Below are 19282 nucleotides of genomic sequence, written 5' to 3' on the forward strand. Positions count from 1 at the left end.
AGGGAGAGATTCGAACTCTCGATACGTTGCCGTATACACACTTTCCAGGCGTGCTCCTTCAGCCACTCGGACACCTAACCAATTTTCAATTGAGTGTTTTAAGAGCTCAATCAAGCTCTGTGTCAGGTGGCTGAGAATCACGCCAGGGCGTGATTATGCTGCGCAGCTTGCAGCCACTCGGACACCTAACCAAATATGGCGGTGAGGGAGAGATTCGAACTCTCGATACGTTGCCGTATACACACTTTCCAGGCGTGCTCCTTCAGCCACTCGGACACCTCACCAAATTTTTGGTTTATGTTTTAAGAGCTAACCGTGCTCTCTATTGGTGATATGTGGTGGCTGAGAATCCCGCCTGGGCGTGATTAAGCTGCGCTGCGTGCAGCCACTCGGACACCTCACCAAATTGTTTGTCTAAAACGACGTATCGCTGAAGACGGGGCGTACTTTACGGGCTGAGTTGGTGAGGGTCAAGAAGCAATGTAAGAGTTTGTGGCCGTTTGCCGTGGTTTTAGCCGCTTCGGTTGAATTTTCTCAGGTTTTTGCCAGCGGATTAGCCACAGGAGGGGCGGCCATAATGAGAAAAGGTCAAACCCAACCCATGTGCCAGCGGTCGGAGTCCTGTAACTCTTCGGTTCGCAGTTCAATCGGCACGCGGTTATTGACCCCCTGCAGGCCTACCCGGGTCACGTGGCCGTGGCTGTCGGTAAAGGTGTAGGTAACCCAGAAGTGGGTGTCGTCATTGACGGCGCTGTAGGCGGTCCATTTACTCAGGTGAAGTTGGCTTTCAGGAAATACGTTCATAAATCCGGCCCCCGTAATGCTAAGAACAGGTGCGTGCTTCCTGCGTGGCCCCTGATGTTAGTGTAGTCGTTGATGCCTCAGCTGCAACACGGGGAAATAGTGGTCTTTTGTCAGAGTAAAGAGTTAGAAATAATTCAGCCCATTAGCTGGCATGACTTGTCAATGTGATGGCGATTGTTCAGGATGGGATTTGATTCCGACTGCAAAGGAGCGAGCGATGTTGGATCTGTTACCTGATTTGTGTGATCAGTTCAGTGAGGAATTGACCATACTGCCTCCCCGATTCCGCCAATTCGGCGGAAAAAGCGTGTTTTGGGGCCCGGCTCACTGCATCCGTTGCCCAGAAGATAACACCCTGGTACGTCACTGCTTGTCCCAGCCCGGAGGCGGGCGGGTGCTGGTGGTGGATGGTGCCGGACTGGAGCGTCGAGCCCTGCTGGGGGATAACCTGGCAAAACTGGCGCTGGATAACGGCTGGGCCGGAGTGGTGGTATATGGTTACATTCGCGATGTGGCGACCATCGCCTCCATGGAGTTGGGGGTACAGGCTCTGGGTGCCATGCCGCTGAAAACCGATAAGCGTGGCCTGGGCGAAGAGAACGTGATGATCGAAATTGAAGGCCGCCGCATCGAGCCGGGTCAATATCTGTACGCCGATGACAATGGCATCGTGGTGTGTAACCGAGAATTGCCTCTACCTGAGTAACATAGCCCCGGGTTGTTATACACTAAAGGGATGAACACTGACCGCCACTGGCGGACGTTATCGATTTTGAACGGAAAAGTGATGAAAGCAATTAAATGGTTTTTAATCAGCGTACTGGCCCTGATGCTGGTGATCGCAGTGTATGTGGGCGTATTTCTGGATCCCAACGCCTTTAAACCGGAAATTGAGGCCAAGGTGAAAGAAGCGACCGGCCGCACTTTGTCCATTGATGGCGACATTGGCTGGAGCCTGTTTCCCAAAGTAGGGTTGGACATTGCTGGCATCTCTCTGGGCAACATACCCGGAGAAGATCTGCCGCCGCTGCTGTCGGTAAAACAAGCGGTCGTCGGGGTGAACCTGTTGCCGCTGATTCAAAAAGATGTGCAGATTGAAGAGGTGACGCTGGCTGGTGTGGCCCTGAACATGGTCACCCTCAAAGACGGCCGCAATAGCCTCGAAGGTTTAGGCGGCGGTGCGTCCAAGGCGGGCGATGGCCAGGGAGCAGGCAGTAGCGGTCGGGCGGCGGCCCCCGTGAGCTGGAAGCTGGGGCAGCTGCACCTGCAGCAGCTGAGTTTCAACAGCGATAACCGCCAGACTCAGGTGAACCGAAAACTGGCCATCGAGTCGTTATCGCTGGAGGAGTTTGAGCCAGGCCGCGCTGCTCCGTTTGAGATGGTGGTCAGCCTGGAAGATCCGCAGTTGGCGCTGTCCACTTCGGCTTCCTCCATGCTCACCGTGGCTAAGGACTTTTCAAGGATTCAACTGGATGCCTGGAAGCAGCAGTTTAATGTCAGAGGCTCTGCGCTGCCCAACGGCAAGCCTTTGGTGGCGTCGGTGCAGTTCGATGCGGATTTTGATCTGGGCCAGCAGCAGTTTGCCCTGACCAACCTGAAGCTGGACCAGGATGGCTTTGAGCTGCAGGGCTCCGGTAGCGTTGACTTGAATCAGGTGCGCCCGGTTCTGAAGCTGCAACTCACCGGCAATGACTTGGTACTGGACCCCTGGATGCCGGCCGCCGATTCGTCCCAGGACGGAGGCAGCACGGCTTCGAAGTCCAAGCCGGCCCAGGACGGCGGTAACGAAGAGCCGGATCTGTCGGCATTGAGGCAGTTTGATCTGTACGCCAATATGTCGTTGTCCTCTATCCAGGCCAAGCAGTGGCTGGTGACTCAGTCTAGTCTGGATCTGCAGTTGGTGGACGGCTTGTTTACCCTGAATCAGATGAAAGCATCGGCATTTGAGGGCATCCTGACCACCAAGGCTACCCTGGACAGCCGCACTCAGCCGGTCAGTTATCAGTTTGATTCCAAGTTGGTGGGCTTGTCCATTCAGCCACTGCTGAAGGCGGCCATTGACTCAGAAGTGATGGCCGGTACTGGTGAACTGACGGTGGCGGGCAAGGGGGCCAGCCTAGCTCCGAATCAGGTGTTGGCAAACCTGGTGGCTAACGGTCGGTTGGCACTGGATGACGGTGCCGTATACGGCATCAACGTGGCGCAGAAGATTCGTGAAGTCAAAGCCACCTTTGATGGCAGTGAGGCACCGGCGGCAGCCGAGGTGCAGAAAACCGATTTTTCCAGCTTTGCCACCGCCTTCGCCATCGACAAAGGCGTGGTGACCACACCGGATGTGGCCTTGTCTTCGCCGCTGCTCAGAGTGGAAGGCAGCGGTTCGTCCAACCTGGTGACTCAACAGTTGGACTACGATATGGAGGTGGCGATTGTAGGGTCGCTGGAGGGCCAGGGCGGTAAGAGCCTGGACGATCTCAAAGGTCTGGCGATTCCGCTGCAGATTGGTGGCGGCTTTGATTCCCCGTCGGTCGGTATCGACATGGATGCTTTGTTACAAAACAAGCTGGATCAGGAAGGCGATAAGCTGAAGGAAAAGTTGGAAGATGAGCTTAAGGACAAACTGTTTAAAGGATTTGGGAGAGGCTGATGAAACACCTATGGATCCTGACTTTGGCCATGGCACTGAGCGGCTGTGGCAGTGAGGTGGCCACAGAGGCCGCATCGGTAACGCCGCCCAAAGCACCGCTGCAGGCGGCAGAGACTCCAACACTGGTGCAGGAGACTGCGATGTCGGTACTGACCATGGCGCTTGAGGTGCCGAACACGCAGTGGTCGCGGGATCAGGCGCTGCCGGTTACCCTGACGATCAGCAACGACACCGAAGGTGATACTGAGGTGACGATTCTATCGGGCATGACCGCCGATCTGGTGATGACCGGAGCCGAGGGGGTGGTGTGGCAGTTCAGCCATGAGATGATGTTTACCCAGGCGCTGCGGGAGTGGTACATCGGTGCGGGGACCGTCAAGACGCTGAGTTTTACCATCAGCAGTGAGCGGCTATCGGCACTGGCACCGGGTAAATACACACTGCAGGCGGTGCTGAATACCAGGGAACACCCCGAAACCGCTCCCCTGGTGATTCAATTGAAATAGGCGCCTTATTACTCCGCCAGTAAAACGGTGCCCCGGCCTTGTGCCGGGGCTTTTTCTGAAACCCGCCCAATCATGTAGCGGGATCAGGACCGCCCTAAGACACGGACTGGACTATAGTTAATCTCATTCAGGGTTGCTTTGGGGTGGCAGGAGTTATGATCATTGTCAGGGAGCTGGCGAAGGGCTTTGCCGTGCCCGATCTAAAGCGGCGTCCCGGATTGTCGGGGCAGGACCCGAGAATGGGCAACGGGGTGTTTCACTCGGTGCGGTCGGTGAGTTTTCAAGCCAGGCCCGGAGAGGTCCTGGGGTTGCTTGGCCCAAACGGCGCCGGTAAAACGACGGTGCTGAGAATGCTGTCCGGGGTGTTAAGCCCGGATCAGGGCATCATCGAGATCAATGGCAGAAACTGGGATCGACAACCTGAAAAAATGCGCCAGCAAATCGGTTTTCTGTCCGCCTCCACCGCATTGTATGAACGTCTTACCGTGGAAGAAAATCTGGAGTTTTTCGGTCAACTTTATGGCCTGAATCGCGACATGATCCGCGATCGCATCGCCGAGTTGTCCCAGCAGCTGGAACTGGAACCATTTCTGCAGCGTAAGGTGCTGGAGTTGTCACTGGGAATGAAGCAGAGGGCAAGCATCGCTCGGGCAGTTATCCATAAGCCCGAGGTCGTCGTGCTCGATGAGCCTACAACCGGGCTCGACATCATGTCTGCCCAAGCGGTGCTTGACTTTATTCATAGCCAAAAAATGGCCAACCGACCAGTTATCTTCTCCACACACAGGTTGGAGGAGGTGAGCCTGTTGTGTGATCGCATTGCGGTGATCATGTATGGCTGCAGCGTATTTGAAGGTGAGTTGGCGACGTTTGCCGGTACCCGTTATCCCGATGCTCTGCGCCAGGCGTTCGTTGCCTGTCAACATGAGGCTTCTCGTCACCCTCAGGGTTTGAGCGGGATGGCCGGATGATCGGCCGTATCTGGCTTAAAGAGATGAAAGAGGTGCTAAGGGACCGCAAGACCATGGGGTTTGTGGTGCTGTTCCCCACGGTGATGCTACCAGCATTGATTCTCTGTTTCGGGTTGGTGGGCTACCAGCTTTTGCTTACCAAACAGGCCGAGCGGATTAACTATGGTCTGATCGGCCCGGCGGTATGGGTGGAGGAGGTCGAGCAGGCGCTGGCATCGGTGCCAAACCTGAATTATATCGACGGCGTTAACCGCCAGCGGGTATCGATGCTGATTAACGAAGACCGGTTGGATTTCGTGCTGCAGATGCTGCCGGGATTCGATCCTCTTACCAACCCCAAAAGCCAATGGCAGATGCTTTACAACCAGACCGACGATCATGGCCAGTTTGTGCGGATTCGTCAGGCGTTGACTTCACTGCAACAACAGTGGATGAGTCGCTACCTGGAGAACCAGGGGGTCAGTGCAGAGGTGATTCAGGCGGTAGAGCAGCCCATGGCTCTGGTTAGGGTGGAAACTGCCGAAGAGCGTCAAAGTGTCGGTGAGAAGGTCGGGGGTGTCCTGCCGTTTCTTCTGTTGTTCCTGTGCATGATGGGGGCGATGTTGCCGGCGTTGGACATCGGTGCCGGAGAGAAGGAGCGGGGTACCCTGGAAACCTTGTTGATGGTGCCTCAACCCAGAACCACTCTGGTAGTCGGCAAATTTCTGGTGATCGCCACTACCTCGATGATGCTGGCACTGCTGACCCTGGCCAGTGCCATATTCTGGCTGTTGGCCGTTGGCTATCTTTTGGATTTGAATCTGTTTATTCGCCTGGCCAAGCTGGTCAACCCCATGGACATCGGTCTGTTGCTGTTGCTGTTACTGCCCATCGCCGGGGTATTTTCGGCGGTATTGTTGTCTATCTCTATTTTTGCCAAGAGCTACAAAGAGGGGCAAAACTACATGGGAGCGCTGCAGTTTGTGGCGATCATTCCGGCCATGGTGGCGACACTACCGGGCATTGAACTGACCCGGCAAAACGCCTGGTATCCGATCTTTAATGTCTCCCTGGCGACCAAGGAGCTGCTTAAGGGCACCTTTGCGTACTATGATCTGGCGGCGGTGTTTGCCTCCAATCTGATTTTGGCATCGCTGCTGTTGTGGTGCTGTGTGCAGTGGTTCAGCCGTGAGTCGGTGCTGTTCCGTTGAGTCCCGGCCAAAAAAAAGCCAGCGTTCATCGCTGGCTTTTTTGACTGATACGACGTCTAAGTGCTGATCTTGGTCACGTCTACGTACAGGGTCAGGCCCTGACCCGGCTGCAGGTACTTCTGGCTGTCCAGTTGGTTCCAGCGCACCAGATCGGCCACGGTCACGTTGAACTTCTTGGCGATGCGCGCCAGCGAGTCGCCGCTTTTGACCTTGTAGCTGACCTGGCGCATTACCGAGGTCTTATCCTGTTTCTTGCTGATGCGGTTGACCCACACCACCAGTTTCTGACCCGGACGGATGGTGTCCGACGGGGCCATGGAGTTCCAGCTGGCCAATTGGGACACCTTGACCTTGTTGGCGCGGGCGATGGTCCACAGAGAGTCACCGGGCTTCACGACATGCTCCAGCTTAAAATTGGCGCGTTTCTTTGATTGCTTACGGGCCAGGCGCTGATCGGCACTAAAGGGGTACAGCTCGGGATCTTTGGCAGCCACCGGAATCAGCAGGTGCTGGCCAATGCGAATCATGTTGCCGTCGAGATTGTTGACCGACTGAATTATCCCGATTCGAGTGTGATAGCGCTTGGCGATGACGCCCAGAGAGTCGCCATTTTTCACTTCGTACCGCAGCCAGTTGACCCGCTCGGTGGAGCCGGTATCGGCCAGAGCATTGATAAAACCATCGGCCTTGTCCAGCGGCAACAGCAGCTTGTGAGGGCCGTCGGGGGCGGTGGCCCAGCGGTTGTAGCCCGGGTTGAGCCGGTGCAGATCGGCAACGGACATGTCGGCCATGTCGGCGGCCAGGGCCAGGTCAATCTGGCTGCCGGTGTCGATCTCCTGCAACTGCGGTTTATTGGCAATGGGCGCCAGGTCGATGCCGTACTCTTCGGCGTTGCGAATCACATCGGCTACGGCCAGCAGTTGCGGTACATAGCGTTCGGTTTCTTTCGGCAGATCCAGCGACCAGAAGTCGGTGGGTTTGCCTTTGGCTTTGTTCTTCTTAATGGCCCGGAACACCCGACCTTCACCGGTGTTATAGGCGGCCAGGGCATACAGCCAGTTGTGATCGAGTTTGTTGTACAGGTACTCCATCATGTCCATGGCGGCGCGGGTTGAGGCCGCCACGTCACGGCGGCCGTCGTACCACCAGTTTTGCTGCAGACCGAAGTAGCGTCCCATAGGGCTGGTGAATTGCCACAGTCCGGCGGCGGCGCCGTGGCTGTAGGCAAAGGCATCGAAGGAGCTTTCGACGATGGGCAGCAGGGCCAACTCAATAGGCAAACCGCGGCGCTCTACTTCCTCGACAATCAGATACAGGTAGGGGTCGGCGCGTTCAGAGACAATCTCCAGGTGACGCGGATTGGCTTTGTACCATTTGCGGAAGCGATCGACCCGGGTATTGTCGGGCACGGTCAGGGTCATCTGACGGCTGATTCGCTCCCAGACATCATCGGGAGGAAGAATGACCGGCTGCTGAGCTTCCTGCTCGTCGTTGTTGTTGCCAGGGGCCAGTTCGGCACTGTCCTGGGCAACTTCGGCGGGGGTCGCTGCGTCGTTCAAGGCGTGCTCTTCGCTGCCGGTCAGGGTTTGACAGCCGGTCAGCAATATCGCCAAAGAAAGAGCAGAAAGTCTCTTATTTATCATTTATATACCCTTTCATCAGCCTACAAAAAGGCGCAGAAAACAGACTGCGCCAGGCGTATATGGACGGGGATTGTAACCGTTTTGTCAGAACTTGTCTTTCCACGAGCGTAACTGTGCGAAGCAGTCGACGCTGTCCTCACAACCGCGTCCGATGTGCTTGCCGACCTGATGCTGCAGTTCCGGCAAGTGGCTACGCAGGAACGGGTTGATCCCCAGCTCCAATGCCATGCTGGTGGGCAGGGTCGGGATGCCATCCTGACGCAACTTGATACAGCGGGCTTTGTGGGCCTGCAGTTGTAGGTTCTCCGGGTCCGCCGCCAGGGCAAATTCCAGGTTCGCCAGGGTGTATTCGTGGGCGGGATAGAGCAGGTTGGAGGCACCGAGATCCCGCAGTCGCTGCAGAGAGTCGTACATCTGCTCGGCAGAGCCTTCAAACAGGCGCCCGCAGCCGCCGCTGAATAGAGTATCGCCACAAAACAGGTGATTGTCGATTTTGTAGGCCACGTGATCCAGAGTGTGTCCCGGGCAGCGGGTCACCAGAGCGCTGGTGTTGAGCCCTTCCAGTGGGTATTGTTCGCCGTCATTAACACTGACGTCGGCACCGGTAAAGGGGGAACCTGCCGGAGCAACCACGGTGATAGTTGGCCAGCTCTGCTTTAACTTGGCAACGCCAGCAACATGATCCGAATGGTGGTGGGTAATCAGCACCCCACACAGTTGCAGGCCGTGCTGGTTCAGGTGGCGCTCGGCGGCGTCCCCATCGCCAGGATCCACGACCCAGGCGTCGGAGCCAACGATCAGGCACCAGATGTAGTTGTCAGTAAACGCGGGGATCGGGGTAATGCTCAGCATGATGGGTTTCCGAAAGGGCGGTCAGCCTTCAGTGTAAGCCTGAAAAATGACATAGAAAAGAGAAATCGTCCTGGCATCTCTTTGCTCGAATTTGGTGCCACTGCCGTGATTTGCAGGACGACCGATGCGCAAGTTGTCGACGGCGTACTGGCGTCGACACTATGTTGTCAGTTATCTTTACCACTGAGTCGGTTAGCCAATTTATGGAGTTCGATGCGCCCAGCCTACAGCCACAATGCCATTACACCGCCCGCCAACTGGCAGCAACTGCCCTGGGGTGACTGGTTATGCCAGCAGATCTCTGCCGGGCTGGACAACTGGTGGCCTAAATTATTCGGTTACCACATGGTTAAGTTGGGCCCACTGGCTCCGGAGTTAAACTCTCGCTTGTGCTCCATTCGTCATCAGATGGTGATTACCGCGTCTGGCGGCGACCTTTGGGGCGACCTGGATGATCTGCCTCTGCAGTGCCGCAGTGTTGATGCCTGCTTGTTGCCTCTGGTGATGGATTTTCATCAAGATCCCCATGGGGTGATGCGTGAGGCCGATCGGGTGCTGGTGGAGGGCGGTCACATGGTGGTTGTGGGTTTTAACCCCGTCAGTCCGGTGGGGATGGGGTTGTTGTCACCCACCTGCCGTCAGCGCTACCCCTGGAACGGGCGCATGTTTACCCCTAATCGAATCAAAGACTGGTTGGGGTTGCTGGGGTATCAGATTGTCGGGCACGAGCCCCTGGTTTACAGCTCGCTGCTGTGGTCACCGGATCGGTTCCTGTGGCCGCAGCAGTGGATGGCTCAGCAGACGCCGTCACTGGCGTCGGTGTACCTGATTGTGGCCCGAAAGCTGGCGGTGCCGCTGACGCCGGCACGGCCATTATGGCGACCGAAGAAGCGCTTGATCACGTCGCCGGCAGCCATGGGCCGCGAGGCTGTGGGGCAGCGCCGCGACTCCCGCTAGAGCGGCATCAGCTCGGCTGGTAGCCGCTGTCTTCCAATAAATCACTCTGGCCGGCGGCTTCGCGGGCCAGGTCGTCTACCCGTTCGTTCTCTGGTTGGCCCGAATGCCCTTTGACCCAGTGCCATTCGATCTGGTGCTGCTGGGTTGCGGTATCCAGTCGTTTCCACAAATCGACATTTTTGACCGGCTGTTTGCTGGCGGTTTTCCAGCCTTTGCGTTTCCAACCGTGAATCCACTGGGTGATCCCCTGGCGCAGGTATTGGCTGTCGGTGTGCAGATCCACGGTGCAGGGGGCGTTGAGGGTTTCCAGTGCCACAATGGCGGCCAGCATCTCCATGCGGTTGTTGGTGGTCAGCTGGTAGCCGGCACTGAGTTCTTTGGTGTGCTGCTGATAGCGCATCAGTACGCCGTATCCACCGGGACCGGGGTTGCCGAGACAGGAACCGTCGGTATATAGGGTGACATGTTTTGGTTGAGTCATTTAAATTGGTACCATAGCGTGTGCCGTAGCGCCCCAGTATATCGCAACTTGTTGCTAATCAGGATTATGACAGACATAAATAGCCCAATTCGCCAAATCGTATTCGATACGGAAACCACCGGTATGAACCAGGATGCCGGTCCCCATTACCTGGGTCACCGCCTGATTGAGATCGGCTGTGTGGAGATGGTCAACCGCAAGTTGACCGGCCGAACCTACCATGTGTATATCAAACCGGATCGCGAGGTTGACCCGGAAGCCATCGAAGTTCACGGCATCACCGATGAGTTTCTGGCGGATAAGCCGATGTTCCACGAAGTGGTGGATGACTTTGTCGAGTTTGTTCGCGGCGCCGAACTGATCGCACATAACGCATCGTTCGATACCGGCTTCATTAACTATGAATTTGAGAAACTGGGTCGCAATGACACCATTGAGGCTCACTGCACCATCATCGATACCCTGCAACTGGCGCGGGAGAAAAAAAGTAAGGGTGAGATTCAGGGCAACCTGAATCTGGACGCCTTATGTCGTTTCTACGGCATCGATAACAGCCACCGTACTTTGCACGGCGCACTGCTCGATTCCGAGATTCTGGCCGATGTGTTCCTGTTTATGACCGGCGGCCAAAAGGCGCTGGAGCTGGCCTCCGGTGCCGATGCCGACGGGGCAGGCATCATTCGGCTGGATCCATCTCGACGTCCCCTTAAAGTGATCCGGGCGTCGGCCGATGATATAAGTAGACACGATACGCGCATGGAGTTGGTCAGTGATCCAATCTGGCAACGAGGGTAACGGATGAGGCGATTGACAGCGGCGGCCTTTGGACTGCTGCTTATGGGGATCAGCAGTATGGCCTGGGCGGTGTCGCCTCAGGCTTTGAAGCTGCTGGACAACCGTTTTCGGGTGGATCACGGTATTGATGCCATTACCATGCTGGTGCAGCGTAAAGAGCGTTCAGCCCCGGTCATTGTGGTGCTGCCCGATGGCAGTAAGTGGTACGCCAACCGCCATCCGGAGTCGGTGCAGTGGAGTGAAGGCCCTGGCGGTGACATGATCAAGGTGACCAATCCCACTCCGGGTCCCTGGCAGCTGATTGGTCAGGTTAGCGAACACAGCAAGATACTGTTGATCAGCGACATTCAGTTGCAGCTGGATCCTCTGCCGGTCAAGGTGTTTCGTGGCGAGCGCATTAAGCTCAATGCCAGCATTGAAGGTGACAGTAAGCGCCTGGCCATTCGTGATTTTCACAAGATGCTCAGCTGGGAAGTGCGGCTGACCAGTTCCAATCGTCCCGGCGATGAAAACTACGCCGCCGGGGTGCGTAAAATCGGTGGCTTTATCGATGATGGCTCCTCTTTGGATGAGCGACCCGATGACGGCATTTTTACCTCGACTCTGGACTTTAATCAGCCTTCGGGCATGTACGATCTGAAGCTGATGGTCAACAACAAGGTGTTCAGCCGGGTGATTGAGCAGGATATGGAGATCGTCAGCCAGCCGGTGCGCCTGTCGGTACCGGAGAAGCCCGGTGCCGATGCCCGGGATTTTCGGGTGCACGTCAGCGTCGATCAGGAGGAGTTGATGCCTGACGAACTGCACCTGGCGTTGTCGGTTCGGGCTCCCTCCGGCATGGTCAGCGATCTGGCTCTGGATCCCACCCTACCTCAGCAAAGCTACCCGTTGTCCATGGTGATGGACATGGGCAGCTACGTGATTAGCGGCATCGCCGTGGGCACCACCATCGACGGCAAAGAGTTCTATCTGACTCTGCCAGCGCTGAATTTCTATGTGTCACCGCCGCCGCCGCCGCCGTTAAGTCCTCGCGAGCGGGCGGCGCTGGTTCAGCAGCAGTTGCAGGAAAAAGAGGATGCCGCGCGTTGGCGGGTGATCAGCATTGTCGTTGGCGCCAATGCACTGCTGTTCGGGTTTGGCATCGTGGTCCTGCTGTTCTGGCGCAAGCGAATGCGTCTGACTGAGCAATTGGAAGCGGCCAGTCGCGAAGCCGAAATGCAGATTGAAGCCAGCAAGATCGATCTCTCCTCCTGATTGACGGCCCTTTGGGATTCTCCATTCCGAAGGGCTGGCAACCCTGCCTGCTTCGGGCTACTTTTTCTTTGACCCTCCTGTGACGGGAGACTACATACTGCTTGCATTCGGTTAAGCGGAGAGTCTTATGTCCATTGAGTTATCGATCACGTCGATGCGCTGTGCCGCCTGCGTCAGTAAAATCGAGCAGGCGCTCGAATCGGTGCCTGGCGTGACGTCAGTTCGGGTCAACCTGGCTCAGAAACAGGCGCAAGTCGACGGTGAGGTCGACGGCGAGGAACTGATTCAGGCCCTCGCCGAAGTCGGGTATGACGCCACTGAGCGGGTCACCGACTGGATGACATTTTCGGTGCCCTCTTTACGCTGCGCTGCCTGCGTCGGCCGGGTCGAGGCGGCGCTCAATGCGATCGCCGGTGTCGACGAGGTGCGCACGGACCTGGCAGACAAACGGGTGCTGGTCAAAAGCACCCTGGAGCCGGTGGAGTTGGAGCAGCAACTGCAACTGGCCGGTTATCCGGGACAATGGCAGGAGTCTCTGGACGACGAGCCCCAACGCCGGCAGGCACAGCAACAATTGATCCGCCTGCGTTGGCACAGTGCGTTAGCGTTGCTGCTGGGAGGCGGGCTGATGCTGGGGGCCTGGGCCGGCCTGCCGATGACGGTCGATACGCCATTGCAGCAGTTGATCTGGGGCCTGGTGGGGGGCGTGACCCTGGCGGTGATGGTGGTCTGCGGCGGTCACTTTTATCGTGGCGCCTGGCAGGCGCTGCGTCACCGCAGTGCCACCATGGATACCCTCATCGCCCTGGGTACCGGCAGTGCCTGGCTGTTCAGTATGGCGGTGGTGCTGATACCAGAGTCGTTTCCGCCGATGAGCCGCCATCTGTATTTTGAGGCATCCGCCATGATCATTGGCCTCATCAACTTAGGCCAGGCGCTGGAACAGAAAGCCAAGCATCAGACCAACAGTGCCCTTCGTGCCTTGCTGGCACTGGCGCCGAAAACCGCCTGGGTGCTGGTGGACGGCAAAGAGACGCTGCGGCCTCTGTACCAGGTCAGAGTGGGGGAGCGGCTGAGGCTTAAGCCCGGCGAGCAGGTGCCGGTGGATGGCCGGGTGATCGCCGGGGAGACCTTTGTCGATGAGTCCATGCTTACCGGAGAGCCGGTGGCGGTGGCCAAAGGCGTCGGTGACCAGGTCAATGCCGGTACACTGAACAAACAGGGTAGCCTGGTGCTGGAGGCCACCCGGGTTGGCCGGCAGACCGCACTGGCGCAGATCATTCGGCTGGTTCGAACCGCACAGAGCAGCAAGCTGCCCATCGCCAGTCTGGCGGACAGGGTTGCCTCTGTGTTTGTGCCTGTGGTGGTGGTCATTGCGCTGTTCAGTGCCACGCTGTGGTACCTGTGGGGGCCGGAGCCTGCGGCCAGCCATGCCCTGGTGGTGCTGACCACTGTGCTGATTATCGCTTGTCCCTGCGCCCTGGGGCTGGCGACGCCGATGTCGGTGATCAATGCCGTCGGTAAGGCGGCGCAACTGGGCCTGTTGATTCGAACCGGGGAGTCGCTGCAGCAGGCCGCCGATCTGGATATTCTGCTGGTGGATAAGACCGGTACCCTGACCCAGGGCCAACCCGTAGTCACCGATGTGATGGTCGTGGGGCACTGCAGCGAGGCGGAAGTACTGAGCTGGGCGGCATCGCTGGAGCAGGGCTCGGAGCACCCGTTGGCAGAAGCGGTGATAGCCAGAGCTCATCAGCAGCAACTGCCAACGGTGGAGGTGGCCGGGTTTGAGGCCATCACCGGCCTGGGCGTTAGGGGCGAGGTCGGGGGCGTCACCATGGCGCTGGGTAATGCCGAGTTGATGGTGCAGCTGGGGATCGAGGTGGAAGCGGTTACCGAGCCGATGAGGACCCTGGCAGGCCAGGGGAAAACAGCGGTATGCCTGGCACGGGACGGGATGGTGGTGGCACTGCTGGCGATTGCCGATCCCTTGCGGGACGACGCCAGCCAGGCGGTGGCCCGGCTCCAGGCGATGGGGCTGCAGATTATGATGCTGACCGGTGACCACCAGACCACGGCGGCGGCCATTGCGGCGGAGTTAAAGCTGGACCGGTTCGAAGCGCAGATGAAGCCCGCCGACAAGGCGCGGGTGATAGCCCGGTTGCAGCAACAGGGGCTGAAGGTGGCCATGGCCGGGGATGGCATCAATGATGCCCCGTCACTGGCGGCTGCCGATGTCGGCTTTGCCATGGGCAGCGGCACCGACGTTGCCAAGGAGTCGGCGGACATTATCCTGGTTTCGCCGTCGCTGTTTGGGGTGGCGAAGGCCATCGCCTTGTCACGAGCCACCCTGGGCAATATTCGTCAGAATCTGTTCGGTGCCTTTGTCTACAACAGCCTGGGTATCCCCATTGCCGCCGGCGTGCTCTATCCGCTGACCGGCAGCCTGCTCAGCCCGGTGGTAGCCGCAGCGGCCATGGCGTTGTCGTCGGTTACCGTGGTCAGCAACGCCAACCGGCTGAAACGGTTTCGCTGGTTGGATGGGCAATGAGGCCTTCCGTCAGTCGGCGGGGGTTTTACCCGGAGTCAGGTTGACGCCGCCCCAGGGCGTGTTGCTGGCTGAGTGCTGTTGCTGCAGTGCCGTGGCCAGCATGGGCCAGGTCAACACCCCTTCGGGTTGATCGTTGGCATCGGTGACCAGCAGGAAGTGTTCATCGCTCTGCTGCAGTGACAGTGCCGCATGCTCCAGCGAGGTACAACAGGGAATGGTGGGGATGGTGTGGCGCATCATCTGGTGCAGCTTGCGCTGTTGCAGCTCCCGATCCAGGGTGCGTTCGGCAGCGGTATCCAGCAGCGGGCTGTGCCAGAAGGTCAGCATGGAGGCCGTCAGATAACCCAACAGCCGCGGGCTGTTGTCATCCACCACAAAACCCACAGTGGCATCCAGGCGGTGCAGATGCTGCTCCGCCTGCTCCAGGGTGTCATCCAGGTGCAGGATCACCACCTTATCCAGTGGCAGGGCGTTAACCAGGTTGTGGCCACTGGACTGCTGCTCACAGAGAATGGACAGGCACAGGTCTACGGCGGTGGCATCAAACAGGCTGCCCCGGCCCTCCATCAGTACCTGGCGCAGGTTTTCAAAGCCTTGCGCTGGCCGATAGGGACGGTGGGACAGCATCGAGTCGGCCACGTCCGCCACCGCCAGGATGCGGGCTTCGGTAATGATCGCCTTCCCCTTTAACCCCATGGGGTAGCCGGACCCGTCCAGGCGTTCATGGTGCTGCAGAATCATCGCCTTGATGGGCCAGGGAAACACCACGTCTTTGATGATATCGGCACCTTTGACGGCGTGGGTTTTGATCAGTTCAAACTCCTGGCTGGACAGCTGCGAAGGCTTGCTGAGCAGCTGCGATGGAATGGCCAGTTTGCCGATGTCGTGAATCAATGCGCCCAGCTTCAGCCCTTCCAGCTGGTGTTGGCTCATGCCCATTCTTTCCCCGATTTGATAGGCCAGATCCGCCACCGCCCGCTGGTGACCGGCGGTGTAGGGATCGTTGAGCTCCAGGGAATCGGAGATGGCCCCCACCAGTTTGACCAGCGACTGATTCAGCTGCAGTTTCTGCTTTCGAATCAGTTGTGATTGCCGTGAAACCACTTTCAGGGTGCGCGGAAGTTGTAGGGCATGCCAGATGATGGTGCTGTACACCAACAGGGTTTTGGCGTCGATGTCGGTGTAGGGCGTGGTTCGGTTGACCACGCCGACAATGCCGACCGTGCGGCCGCGATAGTTGACCGGCAGGCACAGGTGGTTGCGGATATTCAGGCCGTTGAGCCAGGGGGCAATATTTGCCCTATCGGGGGCGTTATCGATTATTGGCTGTTGCTGGATCAGGCACTGGTGTTGTGTCGGCAGTTGTGGCAGCGCAAAGCCATGCTGCAGGGGAGCGTCTGCCACGGTGGTGGCGGTTAACGTCAGGCTGTCGGTGTTGTCGTTTAGCTGCATCAGGTAGCCGTGCTCGGAGCCGGACAGATTGACGGCGTTCTGAATCGCATGCTGGAATACCTGTTCCGGTGCCGATTGCATGACCGCTTCAAGGTGGCCAAGCCACTGATCACTGGATTGCAGGGCATGGTTGTAGTCCGGGTGCAGTTGCATCAGCCAGCGGTTGTCCAGATTAAAGTGGAACAGCGTTAGCCAGGCATGGTCGTCTTCGGTGGGCTGCAGATCGCATTGCAGTCCTTTACCGTGGCGGTCAATCAGGTTGAAGCTTACCGGCGTGCTGAGATCATTGAGCCGCTGCAGTTGTTGGGCTGTTAATGTCGGGATGAGGTCGCCGAGGGGGGCTGGCAAGGTGGCAGACGCATTGGCCAGGTTCAGAAACGACTCACTGGCCTGGCTGATCGTGAGATCGGGTTCGACCCGAGCCCACATCAGTTGGCTTTGCCTCAGCAGATCCTCTGGAAGGGCGGCGGGGGTCGGGCCGTGATTCATAGGGGCACTCCTACTGGCTACAAAGGGATCCACAATGCGGTCTTGTTACCTGAATCCAATGTACTGAAATTGGATGGGCAAGCCAATTGGAATTACACCTAAATAGCTAAAATAGATGTAAAAAATAAGATTTTATTCAGCAAGGAAAAGGGAACCGGCCACAGAAGAGAGGTCGCACTGTCGAGGTCTGTGGCCGGCTCAAAAGGTTACTGCAACGGCAAAAGCCGGTCTTTCGGGAACATTGGGAGGACCGACCGCAGAGAGAGGTGGCAGGGTCGAGGTCTGCGGTCAGTCCAATCTGGGGGTTAATTCAGTGTGCGTTCGGCATCAATGTAGTTGAGGGCGCTGATGACGCTACTATGCCAGTCGCGGGCCAGCTTTTGTTTGCGTCCCTCTGTGGGAATGATGCAATTTTCAAAATCTTTGCCCATCTCTTTGCGCAGTGACTTTGATGGGTTCGAAGTACGAATGGCCAATACTTCATGCAAGGGAATTTTCCAAAAAATTAATTTACCATCGGGTTCCTGGGTGACCGCTGTAGATTGATATACCCAGCCGACATGATGAACAAGCTCAATAAGATTGATATTCTGATCCATCACTATTTCCTTACGTTTCGATATGATTATTAAGATCGTTATTTTTATTTAATCTCTGAACCGGGGCATTGTCCCGGCTCAGTGTGCCGTTGTGCTGCGCTCTTTATGGTTGGCAGCAGTCAGGGCGGAATTCGATAAAGATTTAGCTGTAGCCCTTTGGGGTTAATGAGTTTTTGGGGCGAGGCCAACGACGTTCGTCGCGGTTGAGCTCCCAGGCAACCACTACCGGGTTTCGAGTTCCGGTTTCGTTGTTGTACAGGCCGGAAATGAACACCAATGCTGCAACAACCAGAGAGGCAATATAAAAGAGTGCCAGACCGGCAAGACACAAGCATGCGAATAATACGAGACAACTTCCAACCAATTCCAGGACTTCCATATATACCTCTGTTATTAAACGAGCTATTACCGTGGAATTTATATAACCACACTCTTTTGGGTGAGTCCCATAACCATCAATGAATATTGTTAACTCCCTCCCCACTTTTTATCTAATTGAGGTCTGGATTAAGTTCTACCCACCCTCAGGGTCATGGCCCATCATTTTCCTTTAGCCAACTGATGACCCGATTCAGTTGTTTTGATTAAGGTGAACTCTCTAGGACACTTTGTCTCAGGAGAGAAAATATAACTCCCAGGGTATGCGACTCCGATGCTGTCACCAATTTCCACGCTCTTGTCAGAGCATCATGCTGTCACTGGCGGTTGGATCGGGGCAGATGGTATACAGAGTGGCGAAGAAAGTGAGGAGGAGGTCACAAATTTGCCCGGTAAATGGCGGATTTCGGCGGTGATCGGCTTCACACTCCGGCGATGATCATGGGTGAAGCAACACCAGGGTATCCCTTGGTCTACCGTGATCGGTTTCGAAAAGAGGTGGTGAATCGTGACGAGCGATTGTTTTGCGGCACACTGCCAGCCCTAAAGCCGGCCCCTTTTTGTTGGTGGAGCAAAAATGGTAACGGCAGCCGGTTTGATAACAGGGCGGCAGATATTCTGACTGTGACTTCAACCACGGGGGGTGTGTATATCAGAGTGGGCAAGCGGTGGGAGAGAAAGTGTCCGCAGCGGACAGTGGGCTGCGGACGAGCAATCAGGCGGTGCGGGGACGAGGCCAATAGGCGTGCAGGTAGCGGATGGCGACGTAGCTCACCAGCAACACCGCAATCGTCAATTCGATGTCCGCCATCTGTCGCAGCAGGCTCCCATCGCCGAGGCCAAACAACTGGAAGCGTTTGGCTGACTCGTACAGGGCGGTGGCGCTGACCACCAGCGGGAAGGTAAAGGCCGCGTACCCGGGACTGAAAGGCAGTCGCAACAGGTGCAGCATCGACAGGTACACCAGGGTGGTCATGGTCAGGGCGATCCCCAGTAACACCGTGACCAGCAATGGCGAGGGTGCGGATTCGATGGTCAGGTAGCCCGCCAGGGTCAGGCTGGCCGGGGCTGCCATGATGGCAAAGGTCGGGCGGGTGTGGTGCTCATCCCAAGAGAGGAAAATCAGTCGGTACAGCATGGTGGGCAGCAATATCGCGTAGCTGACCAGGCCCAGAATGATCAGTGCGTGGGCCAGGGACTGATAGTGATTGGACGGGCAGGTCAGGGCGGCGACGATGATGCCGATGGGCGGCACAAACCAGCTGGGAATCATGTGTGACAGATTCCAGTCACGAATGCGGAAGAACACGAAGGCGCCCAGCAGCAGCAGGTGCAGGCTTACCGCCGTCAGCCACAGGCCGGTAGCGGCGGTGGGAAACACCAGCGCCAGGGATTTACTGACCATCATGGTGGCCATGGTAAAGGTGGGCATCACGCTGCCGACCAGGGGGTCGGCAGACTCTTTCTTCAGCAGTCCGGGATGAAACACGAACTTGCTGACCACCATCAACAGCATGATGGCGGCGATGGCGGCGGCGCCGGTCTGCAACCACTGCTCCCCACCCAGGCGCTGATCCAGGCAGACACCCAGGCTGGCAATACCCAGTGCCAAGCCGGCCATAGGGGTTGGCAGGCGCTGCAGACGTTGGATGATGGATTGGGACATAACGGGCCTCTGAGTTGCTCTAAATACGGGGCTATTGTCTCCCTTTTGCT

Annotated in this window: 17 protein-coding genes and 1 tRNA gene; 9 read left to right on the forward strand and 9 right to left on the reverse strand. The window is 57.3% G+C overall.

Annotated features, from left to right (window positions below):
• Positions 1 to 196 precede the first annotated feature (196 nt).
• Together BLT77_RS14650 and BLT77_RS14655 are read right to left on the reverse strand one after the other, a co-directional pair.
• Positions 197 to 284 (reverse strand) — tRNA-Ser (locus tag BLT77_RS14650).
• Positions 285 to 588: 304 nt separating this feature from the next.
• On the reverse strand, positions 589 to 804 hold the full coding sequence (locus BLT77_RS14655) for a TIGR02450 family Trp-rich protein (RefSeq protein WP_090366731.1): 216 nt from the start codon (positions 802 to 804) through the stop codon (positions 589 to 591).
• Between the two features lie 217 nt (positions 805 to 1021).
• Between BLT77_RS14655 and BLT77_RS14660 the strand changes: the two genes are divergently transcribed.
• From BLT77_RS14660 to BLT77_RS14680, 5 genes are all read left to right on the forward strand, one after another.
• Positions 1022 to 1510: a putative 4-hydroxy-4-methyl-2-oxoglutarate aldolase gene (locus BLT77_RS14660; protein ID WP_090366733.1), complete on the forward strand. Its 489-nt coding sequence runs from the start codon at positions 1022 to 1024 to the stop codon at positions 1508 to 1510.
• A gap of 81 nt (positions 1511 to 1591) precedes the next feature.
• Positions 1592 to 3448 carry an AsmA family protein gene (locus BLT77_RS14665; protein WP_176819326.1) on the forward strand — a complete coding sequence of 619 codons (1857 nt, stop codon included), beginning with the start codon at positions 1592 to 1594 and terminating at the stop codon, positions 3446 to 3448.
• Entirely contained in the window at positions 3448 to 3954 is a 507-nt protein-coding gene (locus BLT77_RS14670) for a BsuPI-related putative proteinase inhibitor (protein WP_090366736.1), read from the forward strand. The genes BLT77_RS14665 and BLT77_RS14670 overlap by 1 nt, the downstream gene beginning before the upstream one ends.
• Before the next feature lie 155 nt (positions 3955 to 4109).
• Positions 4110 to 4925 carry an ABC transporter ATP-binding protein gene (locus tag BLT77_RS14675; protein WP_090366738.1) on the forward strand — a complete coding sequence of 272 codons (816 nt, stop codon included), beginning with the start codon at positions 4110 to 4112 and terminating at the stop codon, positions 4923 to 4925.
• On the forward strand, positions 4922 to 6115 hold the full coding sequence (locus BLT77_RS14680) for an ABC transporter permease subunit (protein ID WP_090366740.1): 1194 nt from the start codon (positions 4922 to 4924) through the stop codon (positions 6113 to 6115). The genes BLT77_RS14675 and BLT77_RS14680 overlap by 4 nt, the downstream gene beginning before the upstream one ends.
• A 56-nt stretch (positions 6116 to 6171) precedes the next feature.
• Here the strand turns inward: BLT77_RS14680 and BLT77_RS14685 are convergent, their stop codons facing one another.
• Together BLT77_RS14685 and gloB are read right to left on the reverse strand one after the other, a co-directional pair.
• Complete coding sequence (locus tag BLT77_RS14685; protein ID WP_090366742.1) at positions 6172 to 7758, reverse strand: LysM peptidoglycan-binding domain-containing protein; 1587 nt, start codon at positions 7756 to 7758, stop codon at positions 6172 to 6174.
• A gap of 84 nt (positions 7759 to 7842) precedes the next feature.
• A complete protein-coding gene (gloB, locus tag BLT77_RS14690) occupies positions 7843 to 8610 on the reverse strand; it encodes a hydroxyacylglutathione hydrolase (RefSeq protein ID WP_245709965.1) in 768 nt (255 codons plus the stop codon).
• 213 nt (positions 8611 to 8823) lie between these two features.
• Here gloB and BLT77_RS14695 point away from each other — a divergent pair, with 213 nt between their 5' ends.
• Positions 8824 to 9567: a class I SAM-dependent methyltransferase gene (locus BLT77_RS14695; protein ID WP_090366744.1), complete on the forward strand. Its 744-nt coding sequence runs from the start codon at positions 8824 to 8826 to the stop codon at positions 9565 to 9567.
• Positions 9568 to 9574: 7 nt separating this feature from the next.
• Here the strand turns inward: BLT77_RS14695 and rnhA are convergent, their stop codons facing one another.
• Positions 9575 to 10048, reverse strand: coding sequence for a ribonuclease HI (gene rnhA / locus BLT77_RS14700; protein ID WP_090366746.1), 474 nt, complete (start codon positions 10046 to 10048; stop codon positions 9575 to 9577).
• Between the two features lie 66 nt (positions 10049 to 10114).
• On the opposite strand from rnhA, the gene dnaQ reads away from it, so the two are divergent.
• From dnaQ to BLT77_RS14715, 3 genes are all read left to right on the forward strand, one after another.
• Positions 10115 to 10843, forward strand: coding sequence for a DNA polymerase III subunit epsilon (gene dnaQ, locus BLT77_RS14705; RefSeq protein ID WP_090366747.1), 729 nt, complete (start codon positions 10115 to 10117; stop codon positions 10841 to 10843).
• 3 nt (positions 10844 to 10846) lie between these two features.
• Positions 10847 to 12097 (forward strand): TIGR03503 family protein, encoded by a 1251-nt coding sequence (locus tag BLT77_RS14710; protein ID WP_090366749.1) that lies wholly within the window; start codon positions 10847 to 10849, stop codon positions 12095 to 12097.
• A 127-nt stretch (positions 12098 to 12224) separates the two neighbouring features.
• Positions 12225 to 14648: a heavy metal translocating P-type ATPase gene (locus BLT77_RS14715; protein ID WP_090366751.1), complete on the forward strand. Its 2424-nt coding sequence runs from the start codon at positions 12225 to 12227 to the stop codon at positions 14646 to 14648.
• A 9-nt stretch (positions 14649 to 14657) separates the two neighbouring features.
• Here the strand turns inward: BLT77_RS14715 and BLT77_RS14720 are convergent, their stop codons facing one another.
• From BLT77_RS14720 to BLT77_RS14735, 4 genes are all read right to left on the reverse strand, one after another.
• A complete protein-coding gene (locus BLT77_RS14720) occupies positions 14658 to 16589 on the reverse strand; it encodes an HD domain-containing phosphohydrolase (RefSeq protein ID WP_090366753.1) in 1932 nt (643 codons plus the stop codon).
• Between the two features lie 305 nt (positions 16590 to 16894).
• The gene (locus BLT77_RS14725) at positions 16895 to 17188 is read right to left on the reverse strand and encodes a hypothetical protein (protein WP_090366755.1); all 294 of its coding nucleotides are present in this window, start codon (positions 17186 to 17188) and stop codon (positions 16895 to 16897) included.
• A 142-nt stretch (positions 17189 to 17330) separates the two neighbouring features.
• Entirely contained in the window at positions 17331 to 17567 is a 237-nt protein-coding gene (locus BLT77_RS14730) for a hypothetical protein (RefSeq protein WP_143026645.1), read from the reverse strand.
• 714 nt (positions 17568 to 18281) lie between these two features.
• On the reverse strand, positions 18282 to 19232 hold the full coding sequence (locus BLT77_RS14735; RefSeq protein ID WP_090366759.1) for a TDT family transporter: 951 nt from the start codon (positions 19230 to 19232) through the stop codon (positions 18282 to 18284).
• Positions 19233 to 19282 lie beyond the last annotated feature (50 nt).

This window comes from Ferrimonas sediminum (genome assembly GCF_900100175.1).
Lineage (GTDB): Bacteria > Pseudomonadota > Gammaproteobacteria > Enterobacterales > Shewanellaceae > Ferrimonas > Ferrimonas sediminum.